The sequence below is a fragment of the Paraburkholderia sp. UCT31 genome (assembly GCF_014397655.1).
In the GTDB taxonomy this organism is placed as follows: Bacteria; Pseudomonadota; Gammaproteobacteria; order Burkholderiales; family Burkholderiaceae; genus Paraburkholderia; species Paraburkholderia tuberum.
The window spans coordinates 58,090-75,548 of record NZ_VZQP01000005.1; the positions used below are offsets into that span (position 1 = coordinate 58,090).

Below are 17,459 nucleotides of genomic sequence, written 5' to 3' on the forward strand. Positions count from 1 at the left end.
CGTGTCCCAGCCGCTCGCCACCCCCACCCTGCCTGCCGCTGCACCCGGCGGCACGGCGCCCACCGTCCGGCGACGGCTCGCGGCACTGCTCTACGAAGCGGTCATTCTGTTCGGCGTCGTGTTTCTCGCCGGCTATCTGTTCAGCACGCTGACGCAGCAGCGTAACGGGCTCGCGCATCACAACCTGCTCGCCGGCTGGATCGGCCTCGTGGTTGGCGTGTACTTCGTCTGGTTCTGGACGCACGGCGGCCAGACGCTGCCGATGAAAACCTGGCGATTACGGGTTGTTGGCGCTGATGGCGCGCCGGTTTCGGTTGGGCGGGCGATTGCGCGGTATGTGTTCGCCTGGTTGTGGTTTTTGCCGCCGCTGGCGTTGCATCCACTGCTTGGGTTGCGTGTGCCGCAGACGCTTGTTATTGCGGGCGTCTGGTTCGTGGTGTGGGCCGCGAGTGGGCGTTTTGATCCGCAGCGGCAGTTTTTGCATGATCGGCTCGCGGGGACGCGGGTGGTAGCGGTGGGGCGCTAGCGCGCGTGGGCGATGGGCCGAATGCGTTGCTCTGCTTGGGCGGGGTGAGGCCTTTTTTGCCTTTGTTCGTGCGGTGTTGGCCTTTCCTTGCTGACTTATCGGTCTATTGGCGTTGCCCCTGTGCGGGGCGGCACCTACTTTCTTTGCAGCAGCAAAGAAAGTAGGCAAAGAAGACAGCTAAAACCGCCAACTCTTAAGCGGGTCCCTCGGTCTGCATGAGGTAGTGGTGCATCTGGAATCCGTGCTCCCGCACATTCCGCGCTTGTGACAAGGCTGTCATTCTTCCGGCGGCGCTACGCGCGCCGAATCCCCGCTCAAAAACCACTGGTTGTTTCGGCGCGTCGCCGAGGCGCAGCCGAGGGTCCCCGCTGCGCGGGCAAAGCCGTTGGTTTCCCAGGCAGACCCGTCCACGACGCACGCAGTGCGGAGCGGGAGGGATGACGGCTTTGTCACGAACGGGGAATGTACGGGGGCCCGGATTCCAGATGCACCACTACCCCTTCCAAGCCAGGGGACCCGCTTAAGAGTTGGCGGTTTGAGCTGTCTTCTTTGCCTACTTTCTTTGCTGCTGCAAAGAAAGTAGGTGCCGCCCCGCACAGGGGCAACGCTAATAGACCGATAAGACAACAAGGAGAGGCCAACCAAGCCAGAACAACGAAAAAACAGGCCCCGCCAAGGCCCCTCCGTAATAAGAACTTCTCATGACTGTCACGTCGCAGTCACGCGCACCCGGCCCAATACGGGCACCGCCACTCGACGCGTGAGCCATGGACCCCAATACGTCCGCGACTTCCCTGTTTCGTCAAACCGGACCGAGCGTCGACCCCGTCGCGTTCCGGCCCGCTCCGGGTTCTACTCAACACGGCCTGCCGCTGCCCGCGACGCCATCACTCGATGCCCACGCCGATCATCCCGATGACGGCCACGACGATCCGCATCGCTATCGTACGATCTGGCTCTCGGATATCCATCTCGGCTCGAGCGGCTGCCAGGCGGGATATCTGCTCGACTTCCTGCGCCACAACGAATCGGAGTACCTGTACCTCGTCGGCGACATCATCGACGGCTGGCAGTTGAAGAAAGGCTGGTACTGGCCGCAGGCGCACAACGACGTCGTGCAGAAAGTGCTGCGCAAAGCGCGCAAAGGCACTCAGGTCATCTACGTGCCCGGCAATCACGACGAAGCCGCGCGCCAGTTCTGCGACCTCGCGTTCGGCGACATCCACGTACGCGGCGAAGCGTTCCACACGACGCTCGCCGGCAAGCGGCTGTGGATCGTGCACGGCGATCTGTTCGACGGCGTGATCCAGCACGCGAAATGGCTCGCCTATCTCGGCGACACGCTGTACACGATGATCCTCGTGCTGAACCGCTGGTTCAACCGCATTCGCAGCAAGCTCGGATTTCCGTACTGGTCGCTGTCGCAATACCTGAAGCATCAGGTCAAGAACGCGGTCAACTTCATCTCGTCGTTCGAACGCGTAATGACCGACGAAGCGCGTCGCCGCGGCTGCGACGGCGTCGTCTGCGGCCACATCCACAAGGCCGAGATGCGCGAGATCGATGGCGTGCTCTATTGCAACGATGGCGATTGGGTCGAGAGTCTGTCGGCGCTCGTCGAGACTTATGAAGGCGAGCTCAAGGTGATCTTCTGGACTGCGCTGCGCGCGCCCCAGGCGGGCACGCAAAAAGCCCGCGCCACTGCCTGAGCACTTCCACTCTCCACTTCCAAAGGGCCCGCAGCGATGAACAACGCGATGAAGATCATGATCGTCACCGACGCATGGGAGCCGCAGGTCAACGGTGTCGTACGCACGCTGAAGAACACCCGGCGCGAACTCACCGCGCTCGGCCATCAGGTCGATCTGCTGACGCCGCTCGAATTCCGCACCATCCCGTGCCCGACTTACCCGGAGATACGCCTGTCGTTGCTGCCGCGCCGCCGGCTGCGCGAGCGCATCGACCGTTTCGCGCCCGACGCGTTGCACATCGCGACCGAAGGTCCGCTGGGCATGGCCGCGCGCGCGTATGCGCTCGAACACAAGCTGCCGTTCACGACCGCGTATCACACGCGCTTTCCCGAGTACGTGCAGGCGCGCTTTCGCATCCCGCTCGCGGCGACCTACAGGTTTCTGCACTGGTTCCACAAGCCGTCGCTCGCGGTAATGGCGCCGACCCCCGTCGTCAAGCAGGACCTCGAGAAGTTCGGCTTCACGAACGTCGTGCTGTGGACGCGCGGCGTCGATCTCGAAATCTTCCGTCCGATGGACTCGAAGGTGCTCAACACCGCGCGGCCGATCTTCCTGTACGTGGGACGCGTGGCGGTCGAGAAGAACGTCGAGGCATTCTTGCAGCTCGACCTGCCCGGCTCGAAGTGGGTCGCGGGCGAAGGTCCGGCGCTCGCCGAACTGAAGTCGCGCTATCCGCAGGTCAACTATCTGGGCGTGCTGTCGCAGGCCGAACTCGCGAAGGTCTACGCGGCCGCCGACGTCTTCGTGTTTCCGAGCCGCACCGACACGTTCGGACTCGTGCTGCTCGAAGCGCTCGCATGCGGCACGCCGGTGGCCGCATATCCGGTCACCGGCCCGATCGACGTGCTCGGCGACGGCGGCGCCGGTGCAATGCACGAGGATCTGCGCGAAGCGTGTCTGGAGGCACTGAAGATCGATCGGTTGCATGCGCGCGCATGGGCCGAGCGCTTCTCGTGGGCAGCGGCGTCCGCACAATTCGCCGCGCATCTGAAGCCGCTGCGCGAGACGGCGTATCGTGAGGAAAGCGCCGCTGCGTGATGCGGCGCGCGGAGCCATCCATGCGAAGCAGTCGATCCAGCGCCGAAGGCGCGTCGAACGGCGCACTGCGCGCCGTCGAGTCCACCCGCGACACCACCAGCATCGAACCGTTCGACGACGTACGCGAGCCGGTTATGACCGGGCATGCGGATACCGTGCATCGGGTGAACGGCGCGAGGACCATGACCGGCGGCGCCAGCGTCGCGGGTGGCGTGCAACCTGACGCCACCCACGACACGACTCGCGACTCGAGCCACGACGCCCCCAACGAACCGCTCAGCCCCGACGACCCGCTCGCCCCGCTGCCCTTCAACCCCTACAAAGGCAACCGCGGCCTCACGCGCGCATGGCACGCGATGAAAAACTCGCTGGCCGGTTTTCGCGTTGCGATTCGCGAGGAAAGCGCGTTTCGTCAGGAACTCACGTTGGCCGCGATCCTGATTCCGTGCGGCCTCGTGGTGCCGGTCGATCCCGTGTCGCGCGTGTTGCTGCTCGGCTCGGTGCTGCTCGTGCTGATCGTCGAGCTGCTCAACTCGAGCGTCGAAGCGGCAATCGACCGGATCTCGCTCGAACGTCACGAGTTGTCGCGCCGCGCGAAGGATCTCGGCAGTGCGGCCGTGATGGTCGCGCTCGGCATGTGTGTGATGACGTGGGGAGTCATCGTCGGGCCGCTGGTCGTCGGCTGGGTTCGCGCGTGGCTTTGAGGTTCGATGCGGGTTGAAGCGCACGCTTCGCCACGCCCCCCAGGATGAAAATCCGCGCAGGCGGTTGGGTATTAGAACGCTCGGTTTATAATCGTTTAACAGTCTCACAGGAAAGCGCTCGCGCAAACGGATCCGCGCCTCGCCTCATCCTGCCCTTTCGGGGGGCCCGCCGCGTGTCGGCGGGTTCGGGAGAGCTCAATATACCAACCGCATCCGGGTGGAACACGCAGCAGCGGCACGCCGCCACGCGCCCAGCCCGGCATAACCAGGGCCGGACGACATGGAAGCCAAACCTCCCCGCCGCACGCGCGAACGGATTCTCGAACTGTCGTTGAAGCTGTTCAACGAAATCGGCGAGCCGAACGTCACGACGACGACGATCGCCGAGGAAATGGAAATCAGCCCAGGCAACCTGTACTACCACTTCCGCAACAAAGACGACATCATCAACAGCATCTTCAGCCAGTTCGAGCAGGAGATCGAGAAGCGTCTGCGTTTCCCCGACGACCATCGCGCGACCATCGACGAGATGTGGTCGTATCTGCAGTACATGGTCGATTTCACGTGGCGCTACCGCTTCCTGTACCGCGACCTGAACGACCTGCTCGCGCGCAACCGCACGCTCGAGACGCACTTCAAGCAGATCATCAGCCATAAGGTGCGCTTCGCGAGCCAGTTCTGCGAACAGCTCGTCGCCGACGGCGAAATGGTCGCGACGCCGCAGGAAATGCAGGTGATCGCGACCAACGTCGGCGTGATCGGCACGTACTGGCTGTCATATCAGTTCGTGATGAATCCGCGCAAATACAACGAGCAGGAAGCGATCCGCGAAGAGCTGCATCAGGTCAGCGTGCAGATCGTCTCGCTGATGGCGCCCTACCTGCGCGGCCGCTCGCGGCAGCTGTTCGACGACCTCGTATCGGGCACGCTGCCCAAGCGCGAGTTCTACGACTACCTGCCGCCGCGTGAAGGCGCCGCGCCTCGCAACGAATCGAAGGACAGTTGAGCATGAAGTCGATGTGTGTCTATTGCGGCTCCTCGATGGGAGCCAAACCGTTGTATGCGCAGGCGGCGCGCGCGTTCGGCCGTGCGCTGGTCGAGGCCGATCTCGCGCTCGTCTATGGCGGCGGCAAGGTGGGGCTGATGGGCGTGATCGCCGATACCGTGATGGCCGAAGGCGGCCGCGCGATCGGCGTGATTCCCGAGCTGCTCGTCAGCAAGGAAGTGGGGCATAACGGCCTGACCGAACTGCACGTGGTGCCCGACATGCATCATCGCAAGAAGATGATGGCCGAGCTGTCCGACGCGTTCGTCGCGATGCCCGGCGGCGCGGGCACGCTCGAGGAGCTGTTCGAGGTCTTCACGTGGGCGCAGCTCGGCTACCACGGCAAACCGGTTGCACTCCTGAACACCGACGGCTTCTACGCGCCGCTGATCGACCTGCTTCAGCACACGGTCGACGAAGGCTTCATGCGCAAGACCTATCTCGACATGCTGCAGATCGACGCCGATCCGCTCGCGTTGATCGGCAAGCTGCAACGCTACGCGCCGCCCGCGCGCGACAAATGGGCGGCGGTCCAAAGCGACGCGATCTGAATCGCGGGTCCGCCGAACCCGAGCGAAGCGCGCCGCGCACGCACCACCCCAACGACGAGATTGCGATGACGAAAGCTGTTCTGATCACCGGCGGCAGCCGCGGCATTGGCCGTGCCACCGCGCGTCTGCTTGGCGCGCGCGGGTGGTGCGTCGGCGTGAACTACGTGCGTGACCTCGCCGCCGCGCAGCAGACGGTCGCAGAGGTCGAACACGCGGGCGGCCGCGCGGTGCCGATCGCCGGCGATGTCGCGAACGAAGCCGACGTGACCGGCATGTTCGATACGCTGCAGCAATCCTTCGGCCGCATCGATGCGCTCGTCAACAACGCGGGCATCGTCGCGCCGTCGAGCCAGCTCGCCGATATGGACTTCGCGCGTCTGAAACGCGTGTTCGACGTCAACGTGCTCGGCGCCTATCTGTGCGCACGCGAAGCGGCACGGCGCATGTCGACCCAGCGCGGCGGCGCGGGCGGCGCGATCGTCAATGTTTCGTCGGCGGCGGCGCGGCTCGGTTCGCCGAACGAATACGTCGACTATGCGGGGTCGAAAGGCGCAATCGACACGATGACGCTCGGCCTCGCGAAAGAACTCGGCCCGCAGGGCGTGCGCGTGAACGCGGTGCGTCCGGGCCTGATCGACACCGAGATCCATGCGAGCGGCGGCAAACCCGAGCGCGCCGCGCAACTGGGCGCGACTACGCCGCTCGGCCGCCCCGGCCGCGCCGACGAAGTCGCCGAGGCCATCGTGTGGCTGCTCAGCGACGCGTCGTCGTACGTGACGGGCGCGCTGTTCGACGTCGCCGGCGGCCGCTGAGCGAACGCCGCACGCAACGCGGCGCAAGCCTTAAACACTTGGCGCGGTCCACTACGGCCGCGCCTTTCCAGCCCGCTCCCCCTCTCCTCTTTCCCCAGCACCCTGGTCGATTTCTCATGAAACCGGCACAGTCGCGCATCGAATGCGCGCGCGTTCGTTCGTGTGTAATCTTCAGTAATAATGCGGCGCTACAATTGACCAGATCGTATGCATCTGCAGGCGACGTAAGCAAAGCATAAGTACGAGGCCAACGCCGCCGCGTACGCTGACCAGAGACTTCCATGCAACACAAGCAGTCCACGCGCTGGCGCGCGCACAGTGCCAACGCGACGGCCCCGACCTCGGCCGCTCCAGCAGGTGGCGCGCACGAGGCTTCGCTTTCCGCCGGCACCGCGCACCCGTTTGCCGGCGCGCAGAGCCAGCCGGCGGCCGGGGACCCCGCGGCTTCGGCCGCAGCGGTATACAGCGCCGACACCGCCCATCCATCGGGCTCCGCCGTTTCTGCCGACCGCGCAACGCGCGGCCTGCAGCGTTGGCGCGCGCTCGCGGCGATCCGCCCGCTGCTGTGGCTGGTCGCGCTGGCGATCCTGTGCGCGTGGCTCGCCCCCGGCATTCTCGGCCACGAACCGTGGAAGCAGGACGAAACCTACACATTCGGCATCGTCCAGCACATGCTCGATACCGGCGACCTCGTCGTGCCGACCAATGCCGGCCAGCCCTTCGTCGAAAAGCCGCCGATCTACGATTGGGTCGCCACGGGCCTCGCGTGGATGTTCGGCCGCTATCTGCCGCTGCACGATGCGGCACGGCTCGCGAGTGCGCTGTTCGCGGGCCTGACGGTGTATTACACCGCGCGGGTCGCGCGTCGCGCGGTCGCTGCGTCGAGCTGGTTCGACCTGCGCGTGATCGGCACGCTCGCGCTGTTCGGCGGCACGCTCGTCGTCGTCAAGCACGTGCACGACATGATGACCGACGTCGCGCTGATGGCCGGCGCCGCGCTCGGCTTTTGCGGACTGTTCGAACTCGTACTCGTGCATCTGCGTGACGACCCGCGCGCCGCGTCGTATTTACCGATGCACTCGCAAGCCGCCCGGTACACCGAACCGCTCGATGCCCGCGGGCGGCGTCACGCGATCATCAGCGGCGCGACGATGTTCGGCGCGGGCGTCGGCGTCTCGCTGCTCGCCAAGGGGCTGTTCGTACCGCTCGTGTTCGGCGCCACCACCTGCGCGGCGCTGCTGCTCTATCCCGCATGCCGCAGCCGCGGCTTCGCCGGCGCGCTCGGCCTCGCCGCGCTCGTCTGCGCGCCGTTCGCGCTGATCTGGCCGATCTGCTTCTACCTGCGTTCAGAGGCACTCTTCAAGGTGTGGCTGTGGGACAACAACGTCGGGCGTTTCTTCGGTTTTTCGGTCGCCGAGCTCGGCTCCGAAAACGAGAGCCACCTGTTCGTACTGCGCACCGTGCTGAGCGTCGGCTTTCCGGTCGTACCGCTCGCGCTGGCCGCGCTCGCCGGTGGCGCATGGCGGCGCTGGCGCGATCCGCGCGTCGCGTTGCCGGTGCTGTTCGCGGGTATCGGTTTCGCGGTGCTGCAAAGCTCGGCGACGGTTCGCGAGCTATACATCCTGCCGTTCATCGCGCCGCTCGCGCTGGTCGCGATGCAGGGCGTCGAACGTTTGCCGGCGCGCCTGCATACCGGCTGGGATATGACTAGCCGAGTGCTGTTCGGCAGCGCGGCCGCGCTCGTGTGGATCGTCTGGTCGATCATGACGACCCCCGCGAGCACGCATGCGTCGCTGCATCTGCTCGGCCGCTGGCTGCCGCTCGACTGGGTGCTGCCGATTTCGCCCGCGCTGATCGTCGGCGCGCTGCTGCTGACGATCGGCTGGCTGTGGCTGTTGCCGTCGTTCAAGTACGCGGGCAAATGGCGCGGCGCGCTCAGCTGGTGCGCGGGCGCGATGCTCGTCTGGGGGCTCGTCAGCACGCTGTTGCTGCCGTGGCTCGACTACGCGAAAAGCTACCGCTCGGTGTTCCGGGACCTCGGCGCTAAGATGGATATCGAATGGAACGACGGCGACTGCATGGCAAGCTCCGGACTCGGCGAATCCGAAGCGCCGATGCTCTTCTACTACACGGGCATCGTGCATCAGCCGAGCGAAGATCCGCGCACGACCGCCTGCACCTGGCTGATCGAGGAAAGCCGCCGCGACAACGCGCGGCCGCCGGCCGGCGAATGGCGGCTGTTCTGGTCCGGTGCGCGACCGGGCGATTCGGATGAGCTGTTGCGCGTCTTCGTGCGCACGCCGATGGCGGGCAAGCTGCACGGCGACGAATAGAGCCGCGCAACGCGTCGCGCCGGCCGAGTGTCTCGCGCGCACGTCCGCGTCGAGTCAGAACGACGAACCGGGCTCGCGCAGGAACGCGATCTCCTCGTCGCTCGATTCACGTCCGAGCAACCCGTTGCGATGTGGAAAGCGGCCAAATCGTTCAATCGCTTTCGCGTGGCGCAGCGCGTACTGATAGTAGCCGTCACCGCCCGGCTCCGCCGCAAGCTGTTTGAACAGACGCAGCGACTCCTGCTGGCTCGCGAGCGTTTCATCGTGCTCGAACGGCAGATACGCGAACGCGCGATGCTGCACGTCCGGCAACAGCCGATCGGCGCCGCTCGCGATGATCCGTTGCGCGGTTTGCAGCGCTTTGCCATCGGTCGCGAAGGCGCGCGGCGTATTGCGATGGCAGTTGCGGGAAAACTGGTCCAGCACGATGACGAGCGCCAACGCACCCAACGGCGTGCTGTGCCATGCGTCGAGCTCACCCGCGTTCGCCGCATCGATCAGGTTACCGAAACGTTCGCGCAGCATCGTATCGACGGCGTCATCGCGCTTGAACCAGAACTTGCGCTCCGTGCCGCGCTGCGGCGTGCCCGGCGCACCGAACCAGCAGTCGAGAACCTCGCGCGCCCGCGGCGCGAGCGCCGCATGGTCGGCTTCGACCGAGTACGGTGCCGAGGTGGCGTGGTGCGGCGTGTCAGCCATTGCGGTTGCGCATCCAGTCGGCGGTTTCGAAGAACGAGCCGAGCAGGCGCTCGCGCAGCGGTTCCGGCAAGCCGACATCCTCCATCGCCCATGCCATGCACCTCAACCACTGGTCACGCTCGCTCGACGCGATCGCGAACGGCAGATGCCGCGCGCGCAGACGGGGATGGCCAAAGCGGCCGATGTAATGATCGGGACCGCCGAGCCAGCCGCACAAAAACCAGAATAGCTTGTCGCGCGACCCCTCGAGCGACGCCGGATGCAGCGCGCGAATCCCGGCGAAATCCGCCTCGAGATCCATCAGGTCGTAAAACCGGTCGACCAGGTCGCGCACGCGCGACTCGCCGCCCACCAGTTCGAAGGCCGTCGGCTTGTCCGAGGACACTTCGTCGTTCAAATCGCTCATACCCTGCTCAACAGCAAAAAGACATCACCAGGAAAACTCACGCGTCGCGCAGCGACTGCAGCGCCGGCCGCGCCAACACATGCCGCAAACCCAGCCACCCGCCGACACCGGCACACGCGATGCCGGCCGCAATGCCCACCGGCAGCAGCCACGGATCGAAGTCCAGATAAAACTCGAACACGTGCGTGGCCAGCATCGAGCCGACGATCTGCGCGCCGAGCGCCGCCATCAGGCCGGCAAGCGCGCCGACCGCGACGAATTCGGCCACCTGCACCGCCCGCACCTGACGATGCGATGCGCCCAGCGCACGCAGCAGCGCGGATTCTCGCATACGCTCGTCGCGCGTGCCGGCGAGCGCCGCGTATAGCACCAGCACGCCGGCCGCGAGCGTGAAGGCGAACAGGAATTGCACCGCGCCGATCACCTGCTGCAACACGCGCTGCACCTGCGCAAGAATCGGGCCGGTATCGATCGCGGTCAGATTGGGATACGCGGCGATCAGGCCATCGATCGTCGACTGTTTGTCCGCCGGCAGATGGAAGCTCGTGATGAACGTCGCCGGAAAATCCTGCAACGAAACCGGCGGCATCAGCACGAAGAAGTTGACCTTGAAAGAACCCCAGTCGAGCTTGCGCACGCTCGTCACCGGCGCCTCGACAGTCAGCCCCGTCACGTCGAAGCGCAGCACGTCGCCGGGCTTCACGTTGATCAGCTTCGCGAGACCCTGCTCGATCGAGATCTGCGGCTTCGTCGTCTCGCCGAACCAGGTTCCCGCGGCGATCCGGTTGTCGTCGGGCAGTTGCGTCGTGTAGGACAGGTTGAACTCGCGGTCGACCAGTCGCCGCGCATCCTCGCCCTTGAACGAATCCGGATCGACCGCCTTACCGTTGATCGCGACGAGCCGCCCGCGCACCATTGGCGACAGCGCCGCGCCGGCGATGCCGTGCGCGTCCAGATACTGCGTGACCGCGTCGCGCTGATCGGGCTGGATGTCGATGATGAACTCGTTGGGCGCATCGGGCGGGGTCGATTTGCGCCAGCCCTGCACGAGGTCGTTGCGCGTCATCGCGATCAGCAGCAGGCACATCAGGCCGATGCCGAGCGCGGTGATCTGCAGCGCGCTGGTACTGCTGCGCCGCTCGAGCGACGCCAGCGCATAGCGCCAGCCGATGCCCGCATTGACGCGCTCGCTGCGCACCACGCGCGCCGCGCCCCACAACGCGAGCCGCGCGATGCCGGCGAACACCAGCAGCCCGCCGGCGAATCCGCCCGCGACGATGCCCCCGAGCTTCAATTCCCCCGCGGCGAGTATCAGCAGCCCCGCGAACAGCACGATGCCGAACGCATAGGCGGCCCACGCCGTGCGTCCCTCCTCGCCCCATTCACGCCGCAGCACGCGCACCGGCGGCACGCGCGTGAGCGGCAACAGCGGCGGCAGCGCGAAGCCGAGCAGCAGCACGAGGCCGGCCGCGATGCCTTCGAGCGCGGGCCACAGCGTCGGCTGCGGCAGCACCACGTCGATCAGGCCGCCGAGCCACGTCAGCAGCGCGAGATGCCCGAGATAACCGAGCGCCACGCCGAGCACGCCGCCGAGTACGCCCAGCCCGACGAATTCGAGCGTGAACAGCGCACGCAGCGCGGCCTGGCTCACGCCGAGACAGCGCATCGCCGCGCAGCCGTCGAGATGCCGGCGCATATAGCGGTGCGCAGCCATCGCGATCGCGACGGCCGCGAGCAGCGCGGTCAACAGCGACACGAGCGTCAGAAAATGGCCCGCGCGATCGAGCGTCTGACGCACCTGCGGCTGGCCGTCCTGCAGCGACTCGAGCGCGACGCCGCGCAGCTTGCCGCCGTCGACGTGCTCATGCGCAAACTGCGCGAAGCGCGCGACCGCGTCGTCTGAACCGGCGACCAGCAGCCGGTACGTGACGCGGCTGCCATAGGTGATCAGGCCCGTTGACGGTACGTCAGCGGCATTCAGCATCAGGCGCGGCGAAAAGTTGACGAACGAAAACCCGCGATCGAGCTCGCGCGTGATCAGCGCGCCGACCGTGAAGTTGCGATTGCCGAGCTTCACCGCATCGCCGATCTTCAGCTTCAGCGCGTCGAGCAGCTGCTGGTCGACCCACACGGTGCCCGGTGCCGGAATCGACGTCGCCGGATGATCGGCCGCACCCGGCGCCGCCGCGATGCGCAGCGCGCCGCGCAACGGATAGCCGGGCGACACCGCCTTGACGGCGGCCAGCCGCGACGCCGGCTGCGCGCCGGTCGAATTGATCATGCTGGGAAAGATCGCCGTGGTGGCGGTGCGCAGGCCCAGGGCGTGCGCCTCGGCGGCGAATTGCGGATCGACCGGATGATCGGCGCGCACGATGAAGTCGGCGGCGATCATGCGCCGCGCATCGCGCTCGAGCCCCTGATGCAGCCGATCGCCCAGAAACCCGACGCTCGACAACGCCGCGACCGCCAGCACGAGCGCGAGCAGCAACATCGTCAGTTCGCCCGCGCGCCAGTCGCGCGCCGTCATCCGCATGGCCTGGCGCAACAGATCGATGCCGCCAAGCCGCCGCGCCGGTCTCGTGTCGGCGCGCGTTCTTGAACCCGCCTTGGATCCTGGTAGTGCTTCGCTCAATCGTGCCTGCTCCTCGCAAATCGCGACACCATGTGCGTGGCCATGCCGCGAAAACCGCCCTGCACGCCACGCCACAATCGCGGCAATGCCCACGCCGCGAGCAGCAGGAAGCCTACCATCAAGACCAGAAACACGAGCGGCACGAACAGCGCAAGCAGTACGCCGCCGACCACGAGGCCGTCCTCGGCGGTCGACGTGACGACGTTCGACACCGGCTCCGGCGACAGGTTGATCAGCGCGCGCGTGCCCGCCTTCGCGAGATGCGCGGTGCCGGCGAGCGTGCCGCCCGCGAGCGCGGCAACGCTCAGCAGCGTCGGATCGGCGTGGCCGAGCGCGCCGGCGGCCAGCACGGCGCCGGCCGGAATGCGGATGAAGGTGTGGATCGCATCCCACAGCGAATCGAACGCGGGGATCTTGTCGGCGAGGAATTCGGCCAGCGTCAGCACGGCCGCCGCACCGATCACCCATGGCGATGACAGCGCGGACAATGTGTTCGGCAAGTGAATCAGGCCAAGACGTTCGAACACGCCGGCCAGGAGGACCGTCAGATAGAGGCGCAGACCGCTGCCCCATGAAAGGCCCGCTGCAAGTGAAAGTGATTCAAGCATGGCCGCCTCCACGCGTTCAGTGCGTGCCAGGCGCCGCGGCGGGAACGAGCGGGCGTTCCGCGCCGAAGCCATCAGGCTCGCCAAGCTGGCCGCGCCAGCTAGGCCGCGGGCAATCTCAAGGTCGTTTCTGTCTCATTATAGCTACGATAGTTCGCAGAACGTCGAGCGGCGAAGCCTTCGCTGTGGCTTGCAGGCAATGGCGGCCGTGCCCCGAGCGGAGGTGGCCGCCCGGTCAGTGCCCCGACGACAGCTTCAGGCCGACGAGGCCGATCACGATCAGCGACGCACTGGCGACGCGCGCGACCGTCAACGCCTCGCCCATCATCACGACGCCGAAGATGAACGCGCCGACCGCGCCGATCCCTGTCCAAACAGCATAGGCTGTGCCGAGCGGCAACTGGCGCATCGCGAGCGCGAGCAGCACGAAGCTGCCGAGCGCGGTCACGACCGTGAAGAGGGACGGCCACAAGCGGGTGAAACCTTCGGAAGTTTTGAGACCGGCCGCCCACGCGACTTCGAGCAGACCGGCAATCAGGAGAAGAAACCAGGACATCGACACAGCTCCATGAAAAATGGGGCCGTCCCCGATGATTGATGCAGGCGCAAGGTCGTCCTTACGTCGGGAGATTATAACGAAGCGGCATCGCGGACGAACTCACACCGCACCCACCAGCCGGTACCCGACGCCCGTCTCCGTGACGATATGCTCCGGCTGCGCCGGATCGCGCTCGAGCTTGCCGCGCAGATGCGCCATGTAGATGCGCAGATAGTGGTGACTCTCGACGTGCGACGGCCCCCACACGTCGCGCAGCAACTGCCGGTGCGTGAGCACGCGGCCCGCATGGCGCACGAGCGTCGCGAGCAGCCGGTATTCGATGGGCGTCAGATGGACCGCGGCGCCGTCGCGCGTAACCTGGCGCAGCGCGAGGTCGACGGTGACCGCACCGAAGCGCACCTGCGGCGATTCGTTCGCGCCGCCGTGATTGCGCCGCCGCAGATGCGCGCGGATCCGCGCAAGCAACTCGGACACGCCGAACGGCTTGGTCAGGTAATCGTCGGCGCCGGCGTCGAGCGCGGCGACCTTTTCGCTTTCCTGGGTACGCGCCGACAGCACGATCACCGGCAGCTCGCTCCAGCCGCGCAGCTCGCGGATCACGTCGAGGCCGTCGGTGTCGGGCAGGCCCAGATCGACGATCACCAGATCGGGCTTGCGCGTCGCCGCTTCGACGAGCCCCTGCTTGCCGGTCTCGGCGTCGTACACGGCGATGCCCTCGCCTTCGAGCGCCGTGCGCACGAAGCGGCGAATCTGCTTCTCGTCTTCGATCAGAACGACGGTGATGCTCAGGTCACTCATGGGCGGGGCGGGTAAGCGGGTTGAGGTCGGCGGCGGTGTCGGTGTCGGTGGCTGCGCCTTCGTCTTCGAGCGTATCAAACGTCTCGGGTGCGTCGGGCGGCGTCTTGACCGGCAGCGTGAACCAGAAGCGCGCGCCCTCGACGTGGCCATCCGCGGCCAGCCGGTTGAGCGCGCCGATTGTACCGCCGTGCGCCTCGACGATCGCGCGGCAGATCGCGAGCCCAAGGCCGATGCCTGGTTTCGCCGACTCCTTCTCGCCGCGCGTGAACTTCTCGAACACGCGCGCTTCCATGCCGGCGGGCAGGCCGGGGCCGTTGTCGTCGATCGTGATGCGCACGAACGGCGTGCCGTCCGCGTCGATCTGCTGCGCGCCGATCGCGAGCGGCGTGCCGGACGCCGTGTATTTGGCCGCGTTCTCGAACAGGTTCGAGAACAAGCGCTCCATCAACACCGCGTCGAGATGCAGCAGCGGCAGATCGGCGGGCAGCGTAACCCGCACCGGATGATCCGCGAGCACTCGCTTGCACGCGCGCAGCGCGGCGCCGACGGTCTCCTCGAGCAGCGTCCATTGCTGGTTCAGTTGCAGGCTGCCGGCCTGCAAGCGCGCCATGTCGAGCAGATTCGTGACGATGCCGGTCATGCGCAGCGCTTCTTCGTGGATTGCGTCGACGAGTTCGTCGTCACGCCGCGCGGCGGATTGCGCGTCGGTCCGCAAAGAAGCATTCACCTCGCCTTCTGTCCGCCCCTGTCCCGCCTGCCGCCCCTGCGCGAGCATCGACGAAAACCCGACGATCGTCGTCAGCGGCGTGCGCAGATCGTGCGAAATCGCCGACAGCAGCGAATTGCGCAGCCGCTCCGACTCCATGTTGACGAGCGCATCGCGCGCGATATCGACGTAGTGCACCCGTTCGAGCGCGAGCGCGATCTGCGCGGCGAACGCATCGAGCATGCGGCGCTGTTCGGGCACGGTCAGCTCGCGCTCGTCACGCACGACCACCGCGAGCACGCCGCGCGTGCGCATCGGCGCCTTCAGCGGCAGATACAGCGCCGCGGCAGCCGGCAGCGTATCGGTGCCGTGGCCGGCCGGCTTCTGCTGATCGTAGACCCACTGGCCGACGTCGAGATCGAGCGCGTCGCCTTCGAGCGTGATCGCCGCGTCGGGGTCCTCGATCTTCTGTTTGATCTGGTCGGCGCTGTCGGGCAGCAGGATCGCCACACGCGCGCCGAACACCTCGCTCACGTGCCGGGTGCCGATGCCGACGATCTGCTCGGTCGCGAGCGCCGCGGCGAGCTCGCGCGCCATCTCGTACATCGCGCCGGTGCGCTGCTCGCGGCGTCGCGCGACGCTCGCCTCGTGGCGCAGGCTCGAAGTCAGATGGCTGATCACGAGCGAGGTCAGCAGCATGCCGAAGAACGTCAGCAGGTATTGCGTGTCGGAGACCGACAGCGACATGCGCGGCGGCACGAAGAAGAAATCGAACGCGGCGACGCTCGCGAACGACAGCACGACACCGGGCCCGCGCCCGAGCTTCACCGCGGTGAAGATCACGCCGAGCAGATACAGCATCACGAGGTTGGTCAGATCGATGCGGACGATCAACTGGCTCGTCAGCAACGTGATCGCCGCGCCGATCGCGAGCGCGAACGCGTACGCGCGCGGCGGCGAGCGACGCTCGCGGGCCGCGCTCAACGCCTCGCGCCACGCGTTCGCGGTCGTGTTCAACAGCCGCCGCTGCTCGCCGCCGTCGCGCTCCGACGACAGGCGAATCAGCGTGAGATCGAGATCGCCGCTCTTCTCGGCGATGCGCTCGCCCAGCGGCCGGCGCAGCCAGCGGCTCGCGCCCGTGCGCGACGATGCGCCCGCCACCAGCTTCGATACGTTGCGCGCCTGCGCGTAACCGATCAACGCGTCGAGCGCATCGGTGGCGGCGAGCGTCGCGGTTTCGGCGCCGAGTTCGGCGGCGAGCTTCAGCGCGTTCAGCGTGCGTTCGCGTCGGGCGTCGGGCAGGCGCTGCAACGCGGGCGTTTCGACATAGACCGCGAGCCAGTCGGCCTTCAGGCTCGCGGCGAGGCGCGCCGCCGAGCGCACCAGCGCCGGCGCTTCCGGACCAGGACCGACACACACCAGCAGCCGCTCGCGCGCCTGCCAGATACGCTGGATCGACCGATCGGCGCGGTACTCGCGCATCTGCGCGTCGACCCGATCGGCGGTGCGGCGCAGCGCGAGTTCGCGCAGCGCGATCAGGTTGCCCTTGCGAAAGAAGTTGCGCACCGCGCGCTCGGCCTGCTGCGCCATGTAGACCTTGCCGTCGCGCATGCGGTCGAGCAGTTCCTCGGCCGGCAGATCGACGAGCGTGACTTCGTCGGCATGATCGAACACGCGATCGGGCACGGTCTCCCACACCCGGATGCCGGTGATCTGGCCGACCACGTCGTTCAGGCTCTCCAGGTGCTGCACGTTGACGGTCGTATAAACGTCGATGCCCGCGTCGAGCAGTTCGTAGACGTCCTGCCAGCGCTTCAGATGACGCGCGCCCTGCACGTTCGAATGCGCGAGTTCGTCGACGAGGATCAGTTGCGGCTTGCGCGCGAGCGCGGCGTCGAGATCGAACTCGCCGAGCTTGCGGCCGCGATACTCGATCTGCGCGAGCGGCAGCACGTCGAGCCCCGCGAGCAACGCGGCGGTTTCGCTGCGCCCGTGCGTTTCGGCGATGCCGACCAGCACGTCGACCCCTTCTTGCTGGCGGCGGCTCGCGGCCTGCAGCATCGCATAGGTCTTGCCGACGCCGGCCGACGCGCCGAAGAAAACCTTCAGCCGGCCGCGCTGGCGTTTTTCTTCGTCGCGCTGCAGCTTGTCGAGCAGTTCGTCAGGATCGGGGCGGTTCATGCTCAGTGGTTGTCATAGTCGTGCGAGCGGCGGTGTCTGCATGGTGGCACGGCTCGCGCCGGCCCGCAAATGGCGGCGCGGCGCCACGCGAAACGCCGCTGTTTCAGCGATGA

Annotated in this window: 15 protein-coding genes; 8 read left to right on the forward strand and 7 right to left on the reverse strand. The window is 66.7% G+C overall.

What is annotated here, in order from left to right; translation table 11 throughout:
• Position 1 precedes the first annotated feature (1 nt).
• The 8 genes from F6X40_RS04970 (at position 2) to F6X40_RS05005 (ending at position 8,760) form a co-directional block, all read left to right on the forward strand.
• Positions 2-526 (forward strand): RDD family protein, encoded by a 525-nt coding sequence (locus tag F6X40_RS04970; protein ID WP_187617969.1) that lies wholly within the window; start codon positions 2-4, stop codon positions 524-526.
• Positions 527-1,293: 767 nt separating this feature from the next.
• Positions 1,294-2,235, forward strand: coding sequence for a UDP-2,3-diacylglucosamine diphosphatase (locus F6X40_RS04975; RefSeq protein WP_184072037.1), 942 nt, complete (start codon positions 1,294-1,296; stop codon positions 2,233-2,235).
• A 48-nt stretch (positions 2,236-2,283) separates the two neighbouring features.
• Positions 2,284-3,315 carry a glycosyltransferase family 4 protein gene (locus tag F6X40_RS04980; protein WP_184072139.1) on the forward strand — a complete coding sequence of 344 codons (1,032 nt, stop codon included), beginning with the start codon at positions 2,284-2,286 and terminating at the stop codon, positions 3,313-3,315.
• Between the two features lie 20 nt (positions 3,316-3,335).
• Entirely contained in the window at positions 3,336-4,019 is a 684-nt protein-coding gene (locus tag F6X40_RS04985; RefSeq protein ID WP_184072035.1) for a diacylglycerol kinase, read from the forward strand.
• A gap of 280 nt (positions 4,020-4,299) precedes the next feature.
• Positions 4,300-5,025: a TetR/AcrR family transcriptional regulator gene (locus tag F6X40_RS04990; protein WP_018419991.1), complete on the forward strand. Its 726-nt coding sequence runs from the start codon at positions 4,300-4,302 to the stop codon at positions 5,023-5,025.
• A 2-nt stretch (positions 5,026-5,027) separates the two neighbouring features.
• Complete coding sequence (locus F6X40_RS04995; protein WP_184072033.1) at positions 5,028-5,615, forward strand: TIGR00730 family Rossman fold protein; 588 nt, start codon at positions 5,028-5,030, stop codon at positions 5,613-5,615.
• Positions 5,616-5,680: 65 nt separating this feature from the next.
• The gene (locus F6X40_RS05000) at positions 5,681-6,427 is read left to right on the forward strand and encodes an SDR family oxidoreductase (protein ID WP_184021746.1); all 747 of its coding nucleotides are present in this window, start codon (positions 5,681-5,683) and stop codon (positions 6,425-6,427) included.
• Between the two features lie 281 nt (positions 6,428-6,708).
• Positions 6,709-8,760 carry an ArnT family glycosyltransferase gene (locus tag F6X40_RS05005; RefSeq protein ID WP_187627016.1) on the forward strand — a complete coding sequence of 684 codons (2,052 nt, stop codon included), beginning with the start codon at positions 6,709-6,711 and terminating at the stop codon, positions 8,758-8,760.
• A gap of 54 nt (positions 8,761-8,814) precedes the next feature.
• Here the strand turns inward: F6X40_RS05005 and F6X40_RS05010 are convergent, their stop codons facing one another.
• From F6X40_RS05010 to F6X40_RS05040, 7 genes are all read right to left on the reverse strand, one after another.
• Positions 8,815-9,459 carry a DUF924 family protein gene (locus F6X40_RS05010; protein WP_187627017.1) on the reverse strand — a complete coding sequence of 215 codons (645 nt, stop codon included), beginning with the start codon at positions 9,457-9,459 and terminating at the stop codon, positions 8,815-8,817.
• Positions 9,452-9,865, reverse strand: coding sequence for a group II truncated hemoglobin (locus F6X40_RS05015; protein ID WP_090803736.1), 414 nt, complete (start codon positions 9,863-9,865; stop codon positions 9,452-9,454). The genes F6X40_RS05010 and F6X40_RS05015 overlap by 8 nt, the downstream gene beginning before the upstream one ends.
• Before the next feature lie 37 nt (positions 9,866-9,902).
• Positions 9,903-12,392 (reverse strand): ABC transporter permease, encoded by a 2,490-nt coding sequence (locus tag F6X40_RS05020; RefSeq protein WP_262421375.1) that lies wholly within the window; start codon positions 12,390-12,392, stop codon positions 9,903-9,905.
• 101 nt (positions 12,393-12,493) lie between these two features.
• Positions 12,494-13,105, reverse strand: a complete 612-nt coding sequence (locus tag F6X40_RS05025) for a DUF4126 domain-containing protein (protein ID WP_090805650.1) — start codon at positions 13,103-13,105, stop codon at positions 12,494-12,496.
• A 232-nt stretch (positions 13,106-13,337) separates the two neighbouring features.
• Positions 13,338-13,658, reverse strand: a complete 321-nt coding sequence (sugE, locus tag F6X40_RS05030) for a quaternary ammonium compound efflux SMR transporter SugE (protein WP_184045877.1) — start codon at positions 13,656-13,658, stop codon at positions 13,338-13,340.
• 102 nt (positions 13,659-13,760) lie between these two features.
• Positions 13,761-14,459 (reverse strand): two-component system response regulator KdpE, encoded by a 699-nt coding sequence (gene kdpE, locus F6X40_RS05035; protein ID WP_176109149.1) that lies wholly within the window; start codon positions 14,457-14,459, stop codon positions 13,761-13,763.
• Complete coding sequence (locus tag F6X40_RS05040) at positions 14,452-17,346, reverse strand: DUF4118 domain-containing protein (RefSeq protein WP_187627019.1); 2,895 nt, start codon at positions 17,344-17,346, stop codon at positions 14,452-14,454. Before F6X40_RS05040 ends, kdpE begins: the two co-directional genes overlap by 8 nt.
• Positions 17,347-17,459: the final 113 nt, after the last annotated feature.

Coding starts and splice junctions, on each gene's coding strand:
- F6X40_RS05005 (WP_187627016.1), top strand. CDS start 6,709: ATGCAACACAAGCAGTCCACGCGCTGGCGCGCGCACAGTGCCAACGCG.
- F6X40_RS05015 (WP_090803736.1), bottom strand. CDS start 9,865: ATGAGCGATTTGAACGACGAAGTGTCCTCGGACAAGCCGACGGCCTTC.
- F6X40_RS04990 (WP_018419991.1), top strand. CDS start 4,300: ATGGAAGCCAAACCTCCCCGCCGCACGCGCGAACGGATTCTCGAACTG.
- sugE (WP_184045877.1), bottom strand. CDS start 13,658: ATGTCCTGGTTTCTTCTCCTGATTGCCGGTCTGCTCGAAGTCGCGTGG.
- F6X40_RS05020 (WP_262421375.1), bottom strand. CDS start 12,392: ATGACGGCGCGCGACTGGCGCGCGGGCGAACTGACGATGTTGCTGCTC.
- F6X40_RS04985 (WP_184072035.1), top strand. CDS start 3,336: ATGCGAAGCAGTCGATCCAGCGCCGAAGGCGCGTCGAACGGCGCACTG.
- F6X40_RS04975 (WP_184072037.1), top strand. CDS start 1,294: ATGGACCCCAATACGTCCGCGACTTCCCTGTTTCGTCAAACCGGACCG.
- F6X40_RS04980 (WP_184072139.1), top strand. CDS start 2,284: ATGAAGATCATGATCGTCACCGACGCATGGGAGCCGCAGGTCAACGGT.
- F6X40_RS05025 (WP_090805650.1), bottom strand. CDS start 13,105: ATGCTTGAATCACTTTCACTTGCAGCGGGCCTTTCATGGGGCAGCGGT.
- F6X40_RS04995 (WP_184072033.1), top strand. CDS start 5,028: ATGAAGTCGATGTGTGTCTATTGCGGCTCCTCGATGGGAGCCAAACCG.
- F6X40_RS05000 (WP_184021746.1), top strand. CDS start 5,681: ATGACGAAAGCTGTTCTGATCACCGGCGGCAGCCGCGGCATTGGCCGT.
- F6X40_RS05040 (WP_187627019.1), bottom strand. CDS start 17,346: ATGAACCGCCCCGATCCTGACGAACTGCTCGACAAGCTGCAGCGCGAC.
- kdpE (WP_176109149.1), bottom strand. CDS start 14,459: ATGAGTGACCTGAGCATCACCGTCGTTCTGATCGAAGACGAGAAGCAG.
- F6X40_RS05010 (WP_187627017.1), bottom strand. CDS start 9,459: ATGGCTGACACGCCGCACCACGCCACCTCGGCACCGTACTCGGTCGAA.